The following is an 18,000-nucleotide window of genomic DNA, read 5'->3' as shown; positions in this document are numbered from 1 at the left end:
TTGTGGGCCCCGAAAGGGGCTCACGGACGTCCGTTGTTGTTGGCGCAGTTGATGCAGTGCGTGGCCAGAGGCCGCGCCTCCAGGCGCTCCACCGCGATCGGTTGCCCACAGCCCGCGCAGATGCCGTAACGACCGGCCGCCAGTTCCGCCTGCGCCTCGTGGATGCGGGCCCGGGCGGCGCGGGTGCGGGTCAGGGCGGCGGTGAGCTGTTCCCGCTCGAACGCGATGGTCGCGCCCTCCGGGTCGTGCTCGTCGTCGGCGTTGGAGTCGAGCGACGCCTCGACCATCCGGGCGTGGTCCCGCTCCAGCGCGCTCAGCAGTTCGGTGTTCTCCTGCAGCGCCTGGGCCAGAATTGCCTGTCGCTCGTCCATCCCGACAGAGTAGAAAAGCGCCATGGCCGACGCCGCGATGTTGGGTAGCTGGATCGCCGCCTATCTGCGGGCCTGGCAGAGCAACGCTCCGGACGACATCGGGGGCATCTTCGCCTCCGACGCCCGCTATTTCACCGCTCCCTACGCGCAGCCGTGGGTGGGGCGGGAGGCGATCGTGGCGGGATGGATTGCCCGGGGCGATGTTCCGGGTTCCTTCGCGATGGACTGGGACATCGTCTCCTGCACCGAAGACGTGCAGGTGGTGCGGGCCACCACGCGCTATCCGGCCACGACCTTCAGCAACCTGTGGGTGATCCGGCTGGACCGGGACGGCCGCTGCCGGGAGTTCACCGAGTACTGGATGGAGCACCCCCGCCCCTGATCAGCGGTGATCAGCGGGGTGGCTCACCCCAGGCGACGGCAACGGTGTCACGTACCAGCCGGGCCTGCGAGCGGCCGGCCTTCGCCGCATCCGACCGGAAGGCCGGGTCGAACGGGTTGGAACCCATCGCCCGCCGGGTGTTCGCGTCCGGCACGATCACCGCCTTGCGCACCTGCGGGCCCAGGCCGTCGAGCTGGGACTGTACCCGTCCGCCCCGCCGGAGCACGGCGGTGAAGGGGGCGAGCACCACCACCCGGTCGTAGCCCTCGGCCAGGTCGGCGTTGGCCCAGGAGCGCACGGCGCCGTCGATGTAGCGGCGCCCCCTGATCGTGACCGGCGGCCAGACCATCGGCACCGCGCAACTGGCCCCCACCGCATCGACCAGGGGCACCCCGGAATCGTTGTCAAAGACCACGAACTCGCCCGTGGCCGCATCGACCGCCGTGACCTTGAACGGCTGCTGCGGCCAGGTGCGCTCGGGCAGCCGACTCTCGATCACCGTGCGCCGGTCGCTCTCCGGAACGGTGCGCGTGGCCAGCGCGGCCCGGCCGATGCGCCGGCGGGTCTTGGTGCGGGTGCCCGGGGTGATGCCGATCAGCGCACGCCGCAACAGGGTGCGCCGGCCGGGATGGGCCGGGGCCTCGCCCCGCACCTCACGCAGTTGCTCGGCGTAGAGCCGGTCGATCGGGGTGCACGAGCGCAGTTGTGCCCCGGCCACCGAGCCCGCCGAGGTGCCGATCACCAGGTCGGCCGCGGAGAGGTCGACCCCCAGCTCGGCCAGACCGGCGATCATGCCCAGTTCCCAGGCGATCCCGGTGATTCCGCCCCCGGCCAGAACGAGGGCCCGCTGGTCGTTCCTCACCCGTCCGCCCCCCGCTCGTGGCCCGAATGCAGTCCCGATTCTAGGACGGTTGTTAAGGCTGGCCCAGAGTCCGCCGCCAAGTCCGGGTGGCACGTCGTGCGGGCTGTCCACAATTCGGAGGACAGGGCGGACCAGGTCGGAAGACGGTTCGCCAGTCGCTGAATGCCGCTGCCCTGACGCGCATCCCGCCCGTCCGGGGGGCCGCGACGCGGCCGGTGTTGATCACAAGTGGCGCAATCCCCGACCGTCACTATCGTGATCATCAGCGGTCAGGTCCGGAAGGCCGGAATTCATCCGGCTTTTCCCGGCCGACCGAAGAATCGGCGTCGACACTCGGAGGAAGCGATGCGAATCCTGACAGTGGTGATCGTGGTCTGGCTCCTCATCGGTGTCCTGGCCTCCGGTCAGCGGGGCTACTTCGACAGCGAGAAGGACCCGGACGTGAGCTGCTCCGACGCCGGCACCATCGCGGTCAGCATCATCGCCGGCCCGCTCAACTACATGGGTGCCAACCCGAAGGTCGACTGCAAGGTGCCCGAACCGAGCAAGTGACGGGCAGGTGACGGGCAGGTGACCGGCAGGCGACGGATTCGTCCGTCGCCGCGGTCTGCGCCTGCGCCCATGCAGTTCCTCGGCGAGACTGGAACGGCAGTCGATGGCGGGTGGTGACCGGAAGAATGCCAAGAGTGACGAAAGCAACCGGTGCGGTGACGAAACTGGCGAAGGTAGTCCGGGTCGGGCAGGGTCGGCACGTATGACGACCGAACCGAACACTGCCGGTGCCGGGAACTCGGGCAACGCGGTAAACGCGGGCAACTCCGTGGCGGCGGAGGACCAGCTGCCCACCTACACCCGCCGCAGCGACCAGACCCGCTACGACGCTCAGGCGATCAACTCGGCGCTGGACGAGGCGTTCATGTGCCACGTCGCGTACATCGACAGCGGTGACCCGATCGTCGTCCCCGTCATCCACGCCCGGGTCGGCGAGGAACTGCTCCTGCGGGTGGGCCAGTGGTCCCGGCTGGCCGAGCTGGCCGCCGACGGTGACCTCAAGCTGTGCGTCACCGTCACCCTGATCGACGGCCTGGTGCTGGCCCGGGCCAAGGTCGACAACACCATGAACTACCGCAGCATCGTCGTGCGCGGCACCGGCAGCCTGGTCAAGGACCCGCAGGCCAAGCTGGCCGGGCTCGACGCGGTCGTCGAGCACCTGGTGGCCGGGCGGTCCAACCACTCCCGGCCGCCGACGACGGCCGAGTTCGACGAGATCGTGCTGATCAGCCTCCCGCTCGAGGACGTGGCCCTGAAGAGCCGGACCGGTCCGCCGCAGGACGCCGAGGAAGACCTCGCACTGCACCACTGGGCCGGCGTGATCAGCGTGCGCAACAGCTACGGCCCGCCGTTCCCCTCGCCCGACCTGCCCTACGACCGGCAGGTACCGGCTCAGCTGGCGAACTACAACCGTTCTGCGAAACCACAGGGTTACAGGTAACTCTCCATTGGCGGAACGTGTGGTCCGGCCCTCCGGCCGGTGCCGGTCCGCACGCTAAAGTCGCGCGCGGAGGAATGCGACATCCCGGACGGTAGCCGTCCGGGTGCGCACCGCAAGCACCGCCGCCACCACGTCACCGTGGTACTAGGAGGGATGCCCGCAGTGGACCTGCTCGCCGGCCTGCGCGAGATCGTCGGGGACACGCACGTCGTCACCGATCCGGACGCGGTCGCGCCCTACGCGCAGGACTGGACGAGACGCTGGCACGGCAAACCGCTCGCGGTGGTCCGGCCGGCCACGGTCGCCCAGGTCTCTGCGGTGGTCCGCGCCTGCGCCGCCGCCGGGGTCCCGCTGGTGCCCCAGGGCGGTAACACCGGGCTGGTCGGGGCCGGGGTGCCGCAGGACGGCGAGGTCGTCCTCAGCCTCACCCGGCTCGACTCCGTCGGCCCGCTCGACCCGCTCGGCCGCACCCTGATGGCCGGCGCCGGGGCCACCCTGGCCCAGACCCAGCGGGCCGCCCGCAGCGCGGGTCTCGACATCGGCCTGGACTTCTCCGCCCGCGACACCGCCACGGTCGGCGGGATCGCCGCCACCAACGCCGGGGGTGAGCGGGTGATGCGCCACGGCGCCGCCCGGTTCCGGATCCGCGGGTTGGAGGCCGTGCTGGCCGACGGCTCGGTGGTGCGCCGGATGTCCGGCGTGTCCAAGGACAACACCGGCTACGACCTGGTCCAGCTGATGATCGGCAGCGAGGGCACCCTCGGGGTGATCACCGCCGTCCAGCTCGACCTGATCCGCCCGCACAAGATCGTCGGCACGGCCCTGGTGGCGGTGCGCACGGTGGACGACGCGCTCACCGTGCTGCGGGCCGTGCAGCACGAGTTCACCGGGCTCGAGGCCGCCGAGTTCTTCCACCACGACGGCCTGCAGCTGGTGCTCGAGCACGAGCGACTGGCCCGGCCGTTCGACCGCCCGCACCCGCTCTACCTGCTCTTCGACCTGGCCGACGACGACGGCCGGCCGGACACCCTGGAAGAGCTCACCGAGCTGCTGGCCGGGCTGGACTGCGTACGCGACGTCGTGCTGGTGTCCACCGCGGCCGACCGCCGCCGGCTCTGGGAACTGCGTGAGCTGCAGACCGAGGCGATCAGCGCCGAGGGGGTGCCGGTCAAGCTCGACGTGGCCCTGCCGCTGAACCAGCTGACCGTGTTCGAGCGGCGGCTGGCGGCCGTGGTGCGCTCGGTGGCCCGGCACGCCGTGCCCATCCTGTTCGGGCACATCGCCGAGGGCAACGTGCACGTCAACCTGCTGAACGCGGTGGAGGAGGACGCCCAGGGCGCGGTCACCGAGGCGGTGCTGGACCTGGTCGCCTCCCTGGGCGGCAGCATCAGCGCCGAGCACGGCATCGGCCTGGCCAACCGGCGCTGGCTGCCGCTGACCCGCAGCTCGGCCGACATGACGGCGATGCGGGCGATCAAGCAGGCGCTCGACCCGGAGGGCATCCTCTCGCCCGGCCGGATGCTCCCCGACCCGGTCGAGACCCGGAAGTAGACCCTCGGCAGCGGACCGGCGCTCAGAAGAGGGCGCTGCCCTGTTCCAGGTCGAGCAGGTAGCGCTTACGTTCCAGCCCGCCGCCGTATCCGGTGAGCGAGCCGTTGGCGCCGATCACCCGGTGGCACGGCACGATGATCGAGATCGGGTTCGCCCCGTTGGCCAGGCCCACCGCCCGGGAGGCGCCCGGCACCAGCCCGAGCTGGGCGGCGATGTCGCCGTAGGAGGCGGTGCGGGCGTAGCCGATCAGCCGCAGCCTTTCCCACACCCGCAGCTGAAATCCCGTGCCGGCCGGCTGCAACGGCAGGTCGAAGGTGGTGCGGTCACCGGCGAAGTACTCGGTGAGCTGGGTGCGGGTGGCGGCGATCACCGGTTCCTGCGGGTTCTCGACGCCGCTGGCGCGCACCTCGTCCCAGTGCTTGTGCGAGGCCTTGTGCGGGCTGAAGAACAACCCCGTGAGGGCGGCGTCCTGGCTGATCAGGAGCAGATCCCCGACCGGGCTGGGCAGGACGGACCAGCTGATGGGCATGGCCCGAGGCTACGCGGCCGCCCGAGGGGCCCGCTGGCAGGAAACCGACATCAGGGCAGCGCCCACAGTGCACCCCCAGCAACCGGCCATGCGATGTCCAGACTGCTGGGAAAGAATGCCGATCATGCCCGTCATCGACCTGAACGCCGACCTCGGGGAATCCTTCGGACGCTGGACGCTCGGCGACGACGCGGCGCTGATCGAGGTGATCAGCAGTGCGAACATCGCCTGCGGCTTCCACGCCGGCGACCCGGCCGTCCTGCGCCGCAGTTGCGAGCTCGCGGTCGGCGCGGGGGTGGCGATCGGCGCCCAGGTCTCCTATCGCGACCTGGCCGGGTTCGGCCGGCGGTTCGTCGATGTCGCTCCGGCCGATCTACGCGACGACGTGCTCTACCAGTTGGGCGCGCTGGAGGCCTTCGCCCGGGTCGCGGGCGGTCGGGTCAGCTATCTCAAGCCGCACGGCGCGCTCTATCACGCGGTGGTTCATCACCAGGGGCAGGCGAAAGCGGTGGTAGACGCGGTGCGTAGCTACGATCCGACGCTTGCGGTGCTGGGACAGCCGGGCTCGTTGCTGCTGTCCGAGGCTGCGGCCGTCGGGCTGCGTACCGTGACCGAGGCTTTCGCCGACCGGCAGTACACGGCCGACGGCGGGCTGCTTTCCCGGGCGGAGCCCGGGGCTGTGCTGACCGAGCCCGCCCGCATCGCCGACCAGGTGCGGCGGCTGCTCTCCGGCGAGGGGGTGATCGCCGACGACGGCACGGTGGTTCCGGTGACCGCCGAGTCGATCTGCGTGCACGGCGACACACCCGGCGCGGTCCAGATCGCCCGTGCGGTTCGCGAGAGGATCACCGCATCCGGAGGCAGCGTGCAGGCCTTCAGCAGTTTCCCGGGGTGATACCGGCCGAGGGTATGAATGGCTCATCGTCAGGTTCGATGATCTCGAAGGCGAAACGTGGTTACCCGGCGAATATGGCTGATGACTTTGTGTAGAGTGAACGCGCTGTCGAGGGGACGACGTCAGCGGTGTGGGCCGGGGGGCCCATGGGATCGGCATCGCCGACGTCGCGCCAGCTCAGCGGGCACGGCCGACGCCCACTCCGGGCGTCGCGCCGCTGACCGGCGCACCACCAATGTCGGGGGACCGGTTGGTGCGTCGGTCAGCGCTCGCCCGCTACGGCGGCCCATCGCATGAGCCACCACAACCACGGGGCCGGCCACGTCGTCGACGTGGCGATCGTGGGCGGCGGGGGAGCCGGGCTGAACCTGGTGCTGGCCCTCGACCACGCAGCTCGCACCTCCGGACGGCCAGCCCCGTCGATCGCTCTCGTCGATCCGGTGCGCCGGTCCGGTCAGGACCGCACCTGGTGCTGGTGGGCCCGGCCGGAGGAACAGCCCGAGTGGGTAGATCCGCTGCTGACCCGCAGCTGGCCGACGATGCGGCTGGTGAACGCCGAGGGCGCCCCGAGCTCCTACGACCTGGCTCCGCTCCGCTACCAGATGCTGCGCTCGGCCGACCTGTACGCCGCCGCCGATTCTGCGCTGGAGCGTCTCGGGGCGATCCGGATCACCGCCCCCGCGCAGAGCGTCTCCGACGGCATGCCGCACGCCGTGGTCCGGGCCGGCGACGAACGCGTCATGGCCAGCTGGGTGTTCGACTCCCGCCCGACCCGTCCCACCGGCCCGGCCTCGACCACGCTGCTGCAGCATTTCCGAGGCTGGATCGTGCGTTTCGCGCCCGGCTCGGCCGCGCTCGACGAGAATGTGGCCACGCTGATGGATTTCAGCGTTCCCCAGCCTCGCCGTGGCGTGGCCTTCGCCTACTGTCTGCCGCTGTCGCCCGACTCCGCGCTGGTCGAGTACACCGAGTTCAGCCCGGCCGTGCTGGAACCGGAGCGCTACGACGAGGCGCTGCGCGCCTATCTCACCCGCGCCTTCGACGGCGTGGCCTACACCGTCGAAGAGGTGGAAGACGGTGTGATCCCGATGACCGACGCAACTTTCGCCCGTCGCACGGGTGATCGGTTGTTCCGCCTCGGTACCGCGGGTGGTGCCACGAGAGCGTCCACTGGTTATACGTTCTCGGCCATGCAACGGCAGGCCGCCCAGATCGCCGAGTTGCTGTTGCAGGATCGCCTGCCGGTTCCACCGCGTCCGTACCCGTTGCGGCACCGGTGGATGGATGCGGTGCTGCTGCGCGCCCTGGATCGCGGTTACATCGACGGCCCGGGGCTTTTCGCCGGGCTCTTCGCCCGCCAGCCGAGCGAGCGGGTGATCCGCTTCCTCGACGGAACCAGCACCCCGGCCGACGAGCTGGCGATCATGAGCTCCACACCCACGCCGGCGATGATGCGATCGGCCGTGGAGGACGCGGCGGTCCGGGTCCGGCGCACGCTGGGTATCCGCTGATCACCTGATGTGACACTACTTCTTTTCCCATGGCAGAGTCGGTCATCGCAGCAGTCACCACCGCAACCGGTTCCGGGGTTCTCGTAGGGCTCGGGAAGTGTTCCGGTAAGCCGACCTTGGGGAAGTCTCAGCATGCAGTCTCGGGCTGTCCGGCGTGCCGGAACCGGTGTCCTGATCAGCGCGGCGATGAGCGGCATCCTGCTCGGCGCCCCACACGAGGCGCAAGCCGTGACCGGCCCGGCGCAGCTGCGGGCCTCCGAGGCGATCGGCCGCTACGACAGCCAGAAACTCAGCTGGCAGCCCTGCCTGGACAAGGCCGAACTGCCCGGCCTGCCCCGCGCGTACTACCGGCTGCAGTGCGCCACCATGCTCGCGCCGCGCGACTGGAAGACGCCGGAGGCCGGGGTGGACGTGCGGATCCGGGTGAGCCGCCTGAAGAGCGTCAAGGCCACCGATCCGGGCATGCTCTTCACCAATCCCGGCGGGCCCGGCGCGGAGGGGGCCGATCTGCCGTTGCTCCTGGTCAGCGCCGAGCGTAAGAAGCTGATGGCCGGTCAGGACGTGTACGGCATGGACGTGCGGGGCACGGGTGGGTCGAGCAACCTCACCTGTGGTGGGGCGCGGGATCTGAGTGTCGACCCGCGGGTGCGCAGCCAGGCGAACATCGGCCTGCTGCTCGACGCGGCCGAGCTCACCGCCCGGGCCTGCGCAGTGGCCGGGGGCGGCCTGCGCGAGTACGTGACCACCGCGCAGACCGTGCAGGACGTCGACCTGCTGCGACGGATCGCCGGCCAGGAGAAGACGAACTGGCTGGGCTTCTCGGCCGGTACCTGGCTGGGGGCGCACTACGCCACGGCCTTCCCGCAGCACACCGGCCGGATGGTGTTCGACTCGAACGTCGACTTCACCAGCACCTGGCAGGCCTCGTTCGCCCGGCAGCCGCTCGGTTTCCAGCGGCGCTTCGAGTCCGACTTCGCGCCCTGGGTGGCCCGGCACCACAGCGTCTACGGGCTGGGCACGACCAAGGAGGCGGTGATCGCCAGCTACGAACGGCTGCGGTCGCGGATGACGGCCGATGCGCCGGTCGAGGACGCGGTCACCCTCGATGACATCGTTGCCGGGACGATGTACGCCAAGATGCTCTTCCCCGACGCGGCGGCCGCGCTGGCCGACCTCAACGGCTACGTACGGGCGCAGAGCAGCGGCAAGTTCCGCACCGCCGACCAGTACGCGGCCAAGGTCGGTCGGCGGGTGGCCGCGATCGAGCGCACCGGTCTGCGCCGGACCTTCTCGGGCGATGCCGCGAGCACCACCTTCCTGGCCATCACCTGCCAGGACACGCCCTGGTCGGGCGGCGTGCAGCGGCTGCGGACGGCCTCGTCGGAGGCAGGTAAGAAGTATCCGCTGATCGGCTGGGCCACGATCAGCCAGCCCTGCGCCTTCTGGGACCGGCCGGCCGCGGCGGCTCTGCCCACCCCCACCGGTAAGGACATCCCTCCGGTGCTGATGGTGCAGTCGGAGAACGACCCGGCCACACCGATCGAGGGCGCCCGCGCGGCAGCGACCAACTTCGCCGGGGCCCGGCTGCTGACGGTCAAGAACGAGGGCGACCACGGGCTCTACGCCGGCGGTAACGGCTGCGTGGACCGGAAGGTCGAGAACTACCTGCTCAAGGGCGAACTGCCGGCAGTGGGAAGCAGTTGCCAGGGCACCGCCGACCCGCGCCCGGGCTACGGCAGCATGCGCGTGGCCACCGCACCCCGCAGTGGCACCAACCCGCTGCTCGCCCTGCGGCAGATCCGAGAGCTGGTGCACTGAGGTCTGGACCGGGGGGTCGGTCCAGATCTCAGTGCACCGAGAAGGTCAGCCTCGGAACCGGCGCAGCCGCAGCGAGTTGGTCACCACCGCGACACTGCTCAGGGCCATGGCCAGACCCGCGATCATCGGGTTGAGCAGGCCGAAGGCAGCCAGCGGAAGGGCCGCCACGTTGTACCCGAAGGCCCAGACCAGGTTCTGCCGGACGATCCGCGAGGTGGCCCGGGACAACCGGATCGCCTGCGGCACGCCTGCCATCTCACCCCGGACCAGGGTGATGTCACCGGCTTCCATGGCGGCATCGGTGCCCGTGCCGAGGGCCAGACCCAGGCGGGCGGTGGCCAGGGCCGCAGCGTCGTTCACACCGTCCCCGACCATGGCCACCCGGTGCCCGGCGGCCTGCAGCCGCTCGACCACGGCGACCTTTTCCTCCGGCATCAGCTCGGCGAACACGTCGTCCGGCGCGATCCCGACCGAGGCGGCGACCGCCCGCGCGGTGGAGAGGTTGTCCCCGGTGGCCAGCATCGGAGTCAGCCCGAGGGCCCGTAGCTGCGTGATGGCCTCGCGAGCGGCCGGTTTGATCGTGTCAGCGATAGTCAGCACCGCGGCGGGCACCTCGTCGATCCACACCACCACCGCAGTGCGCCCCTGGGCCTCGACCACCGCCCGGTCCAGCTCGACCGGGAGCTTCTGCGGGACCCACGAGGGGCGACCCACACGCACGCGCCGGCCTTCGACCGTTCCTTCGACGCCCAGCCCCTGGGTACTCGCGAATTCGGTGACGGCGGGCAGTTCGTCGGGCCTACCTGGCACCGCAGCCACCACGGCCCGGCCCAGCGGGTGCTCCCCGGCGTGCTCGACCGCAGCGGCCCAGCGCAGCACTTCTGCCTGCTCGAAGCCGTCGGCCGAAGTCACCCCGGCCAGGCTCATCCGCCCCTCGGTCAGTGTCCCGGTCTTGTCCAGCACGATCACGTCGACGTGCTTGGCGTCTTCCAGGGTCTGCGGGCCGCGGATCAGGATGCCCAGCTGGGCGCCGCGCCCGGTGCCGACCAGCAGAGCCGTGGGGATGGCGAGGCCCAGGGCGCAGGGGCAGGCGATGATCAGCACCGACACCGCGGCAATGCCCGCCGCCTGGGCATCACCGGTGATCACCAGCCAGAGCACCAGGCTCAGGACCGACAGCACCAGCACCACCGGCACGAACACCGACGACACCCGGTCGGCCAGCCGCTGGGCGCGGGCCTTGCCCGACTGCGCCTGCTGCACGATGCGGGTGATCCGGGCCAGCGTGGTGTCGGAACCGACCCGGGTGGCCCGCACCACGATCCGGCCCCCGCCGTTCACGCAGGCCCCGGTCACACTCGCGCCCGGTTTCACGTGAACCGGCAACGGCTCGCCGGTGAGCATCGACTCGTCCACATCGCTCGTGCCTTCGACCACCACCCCGTCCGTGCCGATGCGCTCACCGGGGCGGACCACGAAAAGGCTGCCCACTGAGAGCTCTTCGGCGCGGACGCGGACCTCCTGGCCGTCGCGCAGCAGATTCACGTCGCGCGCGCCCAGGTCGAGCAGAGACCGTAGGGCGGCACCGGAACTGCGTCGGGCCCGAGCCTCGGTGAAACGTCCGGTGAGCAAGAAAGTGGTTACGACAGTGGCTATCTCGAGGTATGGCTCGCCGCTTCCGGTGATCAGCACGCCGATCGACCAGAGCGTGGCCACGGTGACCCCGATCGAGACCAGCGTGTCCATCGTGGCCGCGAGGTGCCGGGCGTTGATCGCGGTGGCGCGGTGGAACGGCCAGGCCGCCCAGGTCACGACCGGCAGGGCGAGCGCCAGGGCCCACCATTCCCAGCCCTCGAACTGCAGGGCCGGAATCATGGAGAGGGCGACCACCGGCACGGTGAGCAGGATCGCCACCCGCAGCCGGGGCTTGAGAACGTCTTCCTGGTAGGGAATCTCGGCTTCGAGAGACTCAGGTACCTGGGCGGTGTAGCCGGTCGCCTCGACGGTGTGGATCAGGTCGGAGTCGCTCACTCCGGCGGCCACCAGCACATGTGCTCGCTCGGTGGCCAGATTGACGGTGGCGTCCACCCCGTCCATCCGGTTCAGCTTCTTCTCGATCCGGGTGGCGCAGGTTGCACAGGTCATGCCGCCGATCGAGAGCTCGACCTGACGTTGTGGCCCGGTGGTGGGCCTGACCTCGGCATCGGTGGCCATGATCAGGCCTGTGGGGCCAGCTCGTACCCGGCCTCGTCCACGGCGGCGGCCACCGCGGCCGGGTCGAGCTCGGACTCGCTGACGATGGTGACCGGGGTGATCCCGCCCGCGTGCAGGTCGACCTCGACCGCGGTCACACCGGGAAGGGCGGAGAGCTCGGTGGTGACCGCGGTGACGCAGTGCCCGCAGGTCATACCGGTGACGTCGACAGTGGTGGTGCTCATGACTGGCTGTCTCCTCGAAACGACACGACTAACTAGGGGTTTCAGCTACGGACGAGGCGGGCGATGGCGTCGGCGGCCTCGGTGATCTTGACTTTGGCCTCGGCGTCGCCCTGGCGCGCGGCCTCGACCACGCAGTGCGACATGTGGTCCTCGAGCAGCCCCAGGCTGACCGCCTGCAGGGCCTTGGTGACCGCGGCGACCTGGGTCAGGACGTCGATGCAGTACGTGTCCTCGTCGACCATCCGTTGCAGTCCACGCACCTGACCTTCGATCCGGCGCAGGCGTTTCAGATAGTCCTCTTTGGTGCCGGCATACCCAGGCATGTCCCGTCCCCTTCTCGTGGAACCCTACCCCCCTAGGGTATGCCTAGGTTCCGGCAAATACCAGAGGGGGGTATCGGAGGGGTCGGACTAGGAAGCGCCGGCCCAGGAGCCCAGGATCGGCAGCATCCGGGAGGTCTCGGAGTCCGGCTCGACCGTGTACACGATCAACCGCTGACCCGGATCGAGCGGCCCGGTAAGCACCTCGACCCCGAAGGCCAGGAGCCCGGCGGCCGGATGGCGCACCGTCTTGCGCATGGAGGAGTAGTCGCGCACGCCGTGGTCGTCCCACCAGCGGGCGATGTCCGGGTCGCGCCGTAGGCGCTCGATGCCGGCCTTCAGCTGCGGGTCGTGCGGACGCCGGCCGGCCTCGCGGCGCAGGGTCGCCACCGCCGACTGGGCGAAGTCCGTCCAGTTGACGATGCGCTCACGGGCGCCGGGATCGGTCAGCAGCCAGTCGGAGAAGACCGTTCCCGGCTCCATCGGCACGCCCAGAACCTCACCGAGCAGCGCATTCCGGGCCAGCACGAGCGAACGATGACCGAGCAGGATCGCCGGGACATGGTCGAGTGCGCCCATCACCCGCAACAGACCGGGGTCGGCGACCTGCAAGGACTCGGCCTGGGCCCGGCCGGCGGCGACCGGGGCGGCCAGGTCGTGCAGATGAGCCTGCTCCACCTCGTCCAGCCGCAGCGCCCGGGCCAGACTGCCCAGGACCTCGGCCGAGATGTTGGCCTGCCGGCCCTGCTCCAGACGGCTGTAGTAGTCGGCGCTCAGGCCGGCCAGAACGGCCAGCTCCTCCTTGCGCAGCCCGGGCACCCGCCGAGGCCCGGGGAACGGCGTGATCCCGGCCTGGGCCGGGGTGAGCCGGTCGCGCCGGGAACGCAGAAAGGCGCCCAGCGCTGCCCGGTCCTGTGCCACCCGGCCACCGTACGTCAGCCGTCCCGCGGCTACCTGGTCACGTCGTGACCAGGTAGCCGGTCAGGCTCAGCGCAGTTCGTCGACCAGCCGCGAGGCCAGACCCACGTACGAGCCGGGGGTCAGGTCCATCAGGCGCTTGGCCACGTCGTCGGGCAGCCCCAGCCCGGCGACGAACTCCCGCATCACCTCGGCGTCCACCTTGCGGCCGCGGGTGAGCTCCTTCAGCCGCTCGTACGGCTGCTCCAGACCGTGCACCCGCATCACCGACTGCACCGCCTCGCCCAGCACCTCCCAGGTCGCGTCGAGGTCGCGGGCCAGCGCCTTCGGGTCGGCGTCGAGGCCGGCCAGGCCCTTGCGGGCGTTGTCGATGGCCAGCAGCGAGTGCCCGAACGCGGTGCCGATGTTGCGCTGCATCGAGGAGTCGGTCAGGTCGCGCTGCAGCCGCGAGGTGACCAGCGTGGACTCCAGCACGCCGAACAGGCCGTTGCTGACCTCGAGGTTGGCCTCGGCGTTCTCGAAACGGATCGGGTTCACCTTGTGCGGCATGGTCGAGGAGCCCACCGTGCCCTGCCCCCGGACCTGCACGAAGTAGCCCATCGAGATGTACGTCCAGACGTCGGTGCACAGGTTGTGCAGCACCCGGTTGAACCGGGCCACGTCGGCGTACAGCTCGGCCTGCCAGTCGTGCGACTCGATCTGCGTGGTCAGCGGGTTCCAGGTCAGGCCCAGGTGCTCGACGAAGCTGCGCGAGACCTGCACCCAGTCGGTGTCCGGGGCCCCGGCCACGTGCGCCGAGAAGGTGCCGGTGGCGCCGTTGATCTTGCCCAGGAACTCGGAGTTGTCGATCCGGCGCAGCTGCCGGCCCAGCCGGTGGGCCAGCACCGCCAGCTCCTTGCCGAGCGTGGTGGGGGTGGCCGGCTGGCCGTGGGTGCGCGCCAGCATCGGCAGGTCGCGCAGCTCGCGGGCCAGGTCGGCGACGTCCTCGTGCAGCGCCCAGGCCGAGGGCAGCCAGACCAGGGCGGTGGCGTCGCGCACCATCAGCGCGTAGGCCAGGTTGTTGATGTCCTCGCTGGTGCAGAACAGGTGGACGATCTCGGCCAGGTCGGCCAGCGAGTGCCCCTCCATCCGCTTCTTCACGTAGTACTCGACGGCCTTGACGTCGTGCAGGGTGACCCGCTCGGTCTCGGCCAGCTCGGCCACGCTCTCGGCGTTGAAGTCGCTCGCGATGCTGCGCAGGTAGGAGGTCTCTTCCGGGGTGAGCCGGCGCACCCCCGGCACGGCGCCGGACTCGGTCAGGTGGATCAGCCACTCGACCTCGACGTGCACCCGGCGCTGGTTCAGCGCGGCCTCGGACAGGTGCTGCGCCAGCGGCGCCACGGCGGCCCGGTAACGGCCGTCCAGCGGGCCCAGCGGCACGTCGTCGCCGAGGACGTTGGGCGGCGGGTTCAGCCGACCGGGCTGGTGCAGGGACTTTCCGGGGCGCGGGGAGCTGAGCTGGGTCACGGGCCAATGCTCCCACGGCGCTCCCACGGCCTGCTGGCCCGCCCGGGCCGCCACCCCTACCGTGCAGGCATGCCGACGCTACCCGAATGGGCCACCGGACTCGGGCTCCAGCAGCACCCCGAGGGCGGCTGGTTCGCCGAGACCTACCGCTCCTCCGTCGAACTTTCCCCCGATCAGCTTCCACCTGGCTACGACGGCCCCCGCTCGCTGGCCACCTCGATCGTGTTCCTGCTGCTGCCCGGTGAGGTCTCGGCCTGGCACCAGGTGCGCTCCGACGAACTGTGGATCCACCAGCGCGGCGGACCGCTGGCCCTGGGGCTGGGCGGCTCGGACGAGGCGGGCCCGGGTCCGGCGGTCGAGTCGGTCCTGGGCACCGACATCGACCAGAGCCCGCAGCTGCTGGTCCCGGCCGGCACCTGGCAGACCGCGCGTCCGGCGGCCGACGAGCCGGTGCTGGTCGGCTGCGTGGTCGCGCCCGGGTTCGACTACCGCGACTGGCGCCTCGCCGACCAGAAGTAGAGGCAAGACAAAACGAAAAGAGGCCTACGGACGTCCGTAGGCCTCTTTTCGATGTACGGAACCTCAGACGGTGGCCGGGGCCTTGTCGTCCTCGTCCTCGAGGCGGGCGGCCTCTTCCTCGGCGCGCAGATCGGCCAGGCGCTGGTTGCTGCGGTGCAGCAGCGTGCCCAGGCCCAGGAGCAGCAGACCGACGACCACCCACATGCCCATCACCAGCAGGGCGGCGCGGCTGCCGGCGCCGTCGAAGAACGCCATCGAGCGCAGCGCCGTCGCGGTCGCACCCGGGGGCAGGATCTGCCCGATCGTGCCCCAGGGGTCGGGCAGCCACTCGGGCACGCTGCTCAGACCGGACAGGGGAGCGCCGAGCAGCACCAACACGGCCGCGCCGATGGCCAGACCGATCCGGCCGGCCAACGCGTACACGCCCAGCAGGATCACGGTGGTGGCGAACGTACCGGCAGCCAGGCCGGCGGTCAGCAGCCAGAAGTTACCGCCGGAGGTGGAACCCGACCCGTAGGTGAGCACCGCGGCCACGGCCAGGCCGACCGCGGCGGAGGCCGCAACCGCGCCCCCGAGCTGGGCCAGCGGACGACGACGGTAGAGCGCGATCAGGCCGAACGCCGGCAGGGCGGCCGCGATGACCAGGGCGAGCTCGGAGGACGCGAGCCCGTCACCACGCTGGTCCTTGCCCGGCTGGGGCACCACGTCGGTGACGGTGACCTGGGCCTGGGCCTGCTGCTGGAGAGCCTGGGCAACGGTCTGCAGGGCGTCCGAGACCTCGATGCCCGCCGCGGTGGCGATCATCATCTGGGCCTGGGTGTTGTCCACGAACAGACCGCCGTAGACCTCACGGTCCTCGATGGCGTCGCGCAGTTCGTTGGCATCGCTGAACTGGCTGACGCTGAACGTGCCCTCCCCGCCGAACTGCTCCATCAGCGTGGTGAGCTGCCCGGTGATCTCCTCGGTACCGGCCACGCCGACCGGCACCTTGTTCGGCCCGCCCTTGGCGATCGGCAGGGCCATCGACCCGATCAGCAGGGCGGCGACGGCGGCGAGCGCCACCAGGGTCCCGACCAGCGGGACGAGGGTGGAGTGCTTCTCGGCCTTCGGCGCGGTGGGGGGAACCGGATCAGAAACTGAGGACGAGGGGCTCGCCTCAGGCGCAGAGGTCACGGTGGCCCCGGTGTGGGTGGGGGTCGCCGGACCGGTCGGGGCAGCGGTGCCGGAAGAGGCCGGGGTGGTTGCCCCGACGGGCACAGTTGCCTGGGCAGCAGAGGACGGGGTGGTGGCCCCGGCCGGAGCCGCCGCCTTGGCGGTGTCGGCGCCGGTGGTCTCTGCCTGCGCGCCGCTCGCCGGGTCAGTCGTGTCGGTCGACGTGGTGCTGGACGGGGTGGCCGTCTTGTCGTCGGCCTTGGAACCGGCCGACGTGGGCAGCGGCTTCAGCGTGAGGTCGGGCGTGGCCGACTCTTCCGCCGCCGGCGCCTTGTCAGCCGGCGCGGTCTCGCTCTTGTCCGCCTCGGTCTTGGTCACGTCAGCCGTGGTCGCGTCGGTCCCGGCCGCCCCGGCCTCCTTCTCGGCGCCGGCCCCCTCGGCGTCCGTCCCGGTCCGGGTGACGCCGAGCGCCCCCTCGTCCGTGGTGTCCTGCACCTCTCCGGGTTCGCCGTCCGTGGTGTCGACGGCGACCGGCTTGGTCGTCCCCTCCGTGACCTCGTTCGCCGAATCGGTTTCGGGTCCCTTGCCGGACGCCGAATCGCGGGTCATCGTCTCTCCTCATTCACGGATGGATCTCGAATTCACGGATGGATCTCGAAGGCCTCGCCGGTCGCGCACCCTAGCCGACTCGCCCATGAGCCCCTCACATGCGAGCCACCTCGAGCTACGTCGAACCGGCGGCCGTTCGCGGTGGGTCAGGGCCGGTCTACTTCAAGCAACGCTGCTCGCTGCCGACGCAAGAGTGCATGGACGTCGCGCCCGCCGCCCGCCTGGTGGCCAACATCGAGCAGGTGGTCCGGGGACAGCATGCGGCCGTCGAGCTGCTGACGATCGCCGTTCTCGCCGGGGGACACGTCCTGATCGAGGACGCGCCGGGTACCGGTAAGACCACCCTCGCACAGTCGGTGGCCCGATCTGTCGGTGGCGTGTTCCAGCGGGTCCAGGCCACGGCCGACCTGATGCCGGCGGACATCACCGGCTCCGCGGTCTGGGACCCCAGCCGCCGGGAGTTCAGCTTCGTCCCCGGCCCGGTCTTCGCCGACGTCCTCCTGGTCGACGAACTGAACCGGATGCCGCCACGCACCCAGTCCGCGCTGCTCGAGGTGATGGCCGAGCGGATGGTCACGGTGGACGGCGTCCGGCACCCCGTACCGCCGAACTTCTTCCTGGTGGCCACCCAGAACCCGGTGGAGCAGCACGGCACCTACCCCCTGCCGGAAGGTCAGCTGGACCGGTTCGCCGTGCGCCTGCACCTCAAACCGCTGACCGCCGTGGACGAGTTCACGGTCGTGCGGGAACAGCTGACCGGTCCGACCGTGAACTCCCTGGAGGCAGTGCTCGACCCGGAAGGGCTGAGCGCACTGCGCGACGTGGTGCGCGGCGTCTTCCTGGCCGAGCCCGTGCTGGAGTACGCCGTGAAACTGACCCGGTCCACCCGCACCGACCAACGGATCCGGGCCGGCGCCGGCTCCCGTGCGGCGATCTCTCTGGCCCGCTGCGCCCAGGCCCGGGCGGTGCTGCACGGCCGTGAGTACGTGACCCCCGAGGACGTCGCCGAGCTGGCCGTGCCCGTGCTCGCCCACCGGATCGTGCCGGCGGTGGCCACTCCGGCCGATGCCCTGATCACCGAGCTGGTCCGGGCCCAGCACGTTCCGGTCCCGGTCTGAGCGGGGGTC

The 18,000-nt window shown here is 70.8% G+C and carries 18 protein-coding genes; 9 read left to right on the top strand and 9 right to left on the bottom strand.

Features of this window, described 5'->3' with window-relative positions; all coding sequences use genetic code 11:
* Positions 1 to 20: 20 nt before the first annotated feature.
* On the bottom strand, positions 21 to 371 hold the full coding sequence (locus LWF15_RS03275) for a TraR/DksA family transcriptional regulator (protein WP_232808821.1): 351 nt from the start codon (positions 369 to 371) through the stop codon (positions 21 to 23).
* 22 nt (positions 372 to 393) lie between these two features.
* Here LWF15_RS03275 and LWF15_RS03270 point away from each other — a divergent pair, with 22 nt between their 5' ends.
* Positions 394 to 753, top strand: a complete 360-nt coding sequence (locus LWF15_RS03270) for a nuclear transport factor 2 family protein (RefSeq protein ID WP_232808820.1) — start codon at positions 394 to 396, stop codon at positions 751 to 753.
* A 10-nt stretch (positions 754 to 763) separates the two neighbouring features.
* Here LWF15_RS03270 and LWF15_RS03265 read toward each other — a convergent pair whose 3' ends face one another.
* Positions 764 to 1,615, bottom strand: a complete 852-nt coding sequence (locus LWF15_RS03265) for a patatin-like phospholipase family protein (RefSeq protein WP_232808819.1) — start codon at positions 1,613 to 1,615, stop codon at positions 764 to 766.
* Between the two features lie 345 nt (positions 1,616 to 1,960).
* Here LWF15_RS03265 and LWF15_RS03260 point away from each other — a divergent pair, with 345 nt between their 5' ends.
* The 3 genes from LWF15_RS03260 (at position 1,961) to LWF15_RS03250 (ending at position 4,658) form a co-directional block, all read left to right on the top strand.
* Positions 1,961 to 2,167: a hypothetical protein gene (locus LWF15_RS03260; protein WP_232808818.1), complete on the top strand. Its 207-nt coding sequence runs from the start codon at positions 1,961 to 1,963 to the stop codon at positions 2,165 to 2,167.
* A gap of 202 nt (positions 2,168 to 2,369) precedes the next feature.
* Positions 2,370 to 3,107, top strand: a complete 738-nt coding sequence (locus LWF15_RS03255) for a pyridoxamine 5'-phosphate oxidase family protein (RefSeq protein ID WP_232808817.1) — start codon at positions 2,370 to 2,372, stop codon at positions 3,105 to 3,107.
* 153 nt (positions 3,108 to 3,260) lie between these two features.
* Positions 3,261 to 4,658, top strand: a complete 1,398-nt coding sequence (locus tag LWF15_RS03250; RefSeq protein ID WP_232808816.1) for an FAD-binding oxidoreductase — start codon at positions 3,261 to 3,263, stop codon at positions 4,656 to 4,658.
* Between the two features lie 22 nt (positions 4,659 to 4,680).
* On the opposite strand, the gene LWF15_RS35945 is transcribed toward LWF15_RS03250, so the two are convergent.
* Positions 4,681 to 5,187, bottom strand: a complete 507-nt coding sequence (locus LWF15_RS35945; protein ID WP_269809432.1) for a methylated-DNA--[protein]-cysteine S-methyltransferase — start codon at positions 5,185 to 5,187, stop codon at positions 4,681 to 4,683.
* 124 nt (positions 5,188 to 5,311) lie between these two features.
* On the opposite strand from LWF15_RS35945, the gene LWF15_RS03235 reads away from it, so the two are divergent.
* From LWF15_RS03235 to LWF15_RS03225, 3 genes are all read left to right on the top strand, one after another.
* A complete protein-coding gene (locus tag LWF15_RS03235) occupies positions 5,312 to 6,082 on the top strand; it encodes a LamB/YcsF family protein (RefSeq protein WP_232808815.1) in 771 nt (256 codons plus the stop codon).
* A gap of 293 nt (positions 6,083 to 6,375) precedes the next feature.
* Positions 6,376 to 7,593 carry a lycopene cyclase family protein gene (locus tag LWF15_RS03230; RefSeq protein ID WP_232808814.1) on the top strand — a complete coding sequence of 406 codons (1,218 nt, stop codon included), beginning with the start codon at positions 6,376 to 6,378 and terminating at the stop codon, positions 7,591 to 7,593.
* A 132-nt stretch (positions 7,594 to 7,725) separates the two neighbouring features.
* Positions 7,726 to 9,411 carry an alpha/beta hydrolase gene (locus tag LWF15_RS03225; protein ID WP_232808813.1) on the top strand — a complete coding sequence of 562 codons (1,686 nt, stop codon included), beginning with the start codon at positions 7,726 to 7,728 and terminating at the stop codon, positions 9,409 to 9,411.
* 45 nt (positions 9,412 to 9,456) lie between these two features.
* On the opposite strand, the gene LWF15_RS03220 is transcribed toward LWF15_RS03225, so the two are convergent.
* From LWF15_RS03220 to purB, 5 genes are all read right to left on the bottom strand, one after another.
* Positions 9,457 to 11,625 carry a heavy metal translocating P-type ATPase gene (locus LWF15_RS03220; RefSeq protein WP_232808812.1) on the bottom strand — a complete coding sequence of 723 codons (2,169 nt, stop codon included), beginning with the start codon at positions 11,623 to 11,625 and terminating at the stop codon, positions 9,457 to 9,459.
* Between the two features lie 2 nt (positions 11,626 to 11,627).
* A complete protein-coding gene (locus tag LWF15_RS03215; RefSeq protein WP_232808811.1) occupies positions 11,628 to 11,849 on the bottom strand; it encodes a heavy-metal-associated domain-containing protein in 222 nt (73 codons plus the stop codon).
* Between the two features lie 41 nt (positions 11,850 to 11,890).
* Positions 11,891 to 12,172 carry a metal-sensitive transcriptional regulator gene (locus tag LWF15_RS03210; RefSeq protein WP_232808810.1) on the bottom strand — a complete coding sequence of 94 codons (282 nt, stop codon included), beginning with the start codon at positions 12,170 to 12,172 and terminating at the stop codon, positions 11,891 to 11,893.
* Between the two features lie 87 nt (positions 12,173 to 12,259).
* Entirely contained in the window at positions 12,260 to 13,090 is an 831-nt protein-coding gene (locus LWF15_RS03205; protein ID WP_232808809.1) for a helix-turn-helix transcriptional regulator, read from the bottom strand.
* Between the two features lie 66 nt (positions 13,091 to 13,156).
* Positions 13,157 to 14,557, bottom strand: coding sequence for an adenylosuccinate lyase (gene purB, locus LWF15_RS03200; RefSeq protein WP_408622483.1), 1,401 nt, complete (start codon positions 14,555 to 14,557; stop codon positions 13,157 to 13,159).
* Positions 14,558 to 14,662: 105 nt separating this feature from the next.
* Between purB and LWF15_RS03195 the strand changes: the two genes are divergently transcribed.
* Positions 14,663 to 15,112, top strand: a complete 450-nt coding sequence (locus tag LWF15_RS03195) for a cupin domain-containing protein (RefSeq protein WP_232808807.1) — start codon at positions 14,663 to 14,665, stop codon at positions 15,110 to 15,112.
* A gap of 63 nt (positions 15,113 to 15,175) precedes the next feature.
* On the opposite strand, the gene LWF15_RS03190 is transcribed toward LWF15_RS03195, so the two are convergent.
* Positions 15,176 to 16,873: a hypothetical protein gene (locus LWF15_RS03190; RefSeq protein WP_232808806.1), complete on the bottom strand. Its 1,698-nt coding sequence runs from the start codon at positions 16,871 to 16,873 to the stop codon at positions 15,176 to 15,178.
* 197 nt (positions 16,874 to 17,070) lie between these two features.
* Between LWF15_RS03190 and LWF15_RS03185 the strand changes: the two genes are divergently transcribed.
* A complete protein-coding gene (locus LWF15_RS03185; protein ID WP_232808805.1) occupies positions 17,071 to 17,991 on the top strand; it encodes an AAA family ATPase in 921 nt (306 codons plus the stop codon).
* Positions 17,992 to 18,000 lie beyond the last annotated feature (9 nt).

This window comes from Kineosporia rhizophila, assembly GCF_021277265.1.
GTDB classification, from domain to species: domain Bacteria; phylum Actinomycetota; class Actinomycetes; order Actinomycetales; family Kineosporiaceae; genus Kineosporia; species Kineosporia rhizophila.
This window is presented reverse-complemented; position numbering and strand designations above follow the sequence as displayed.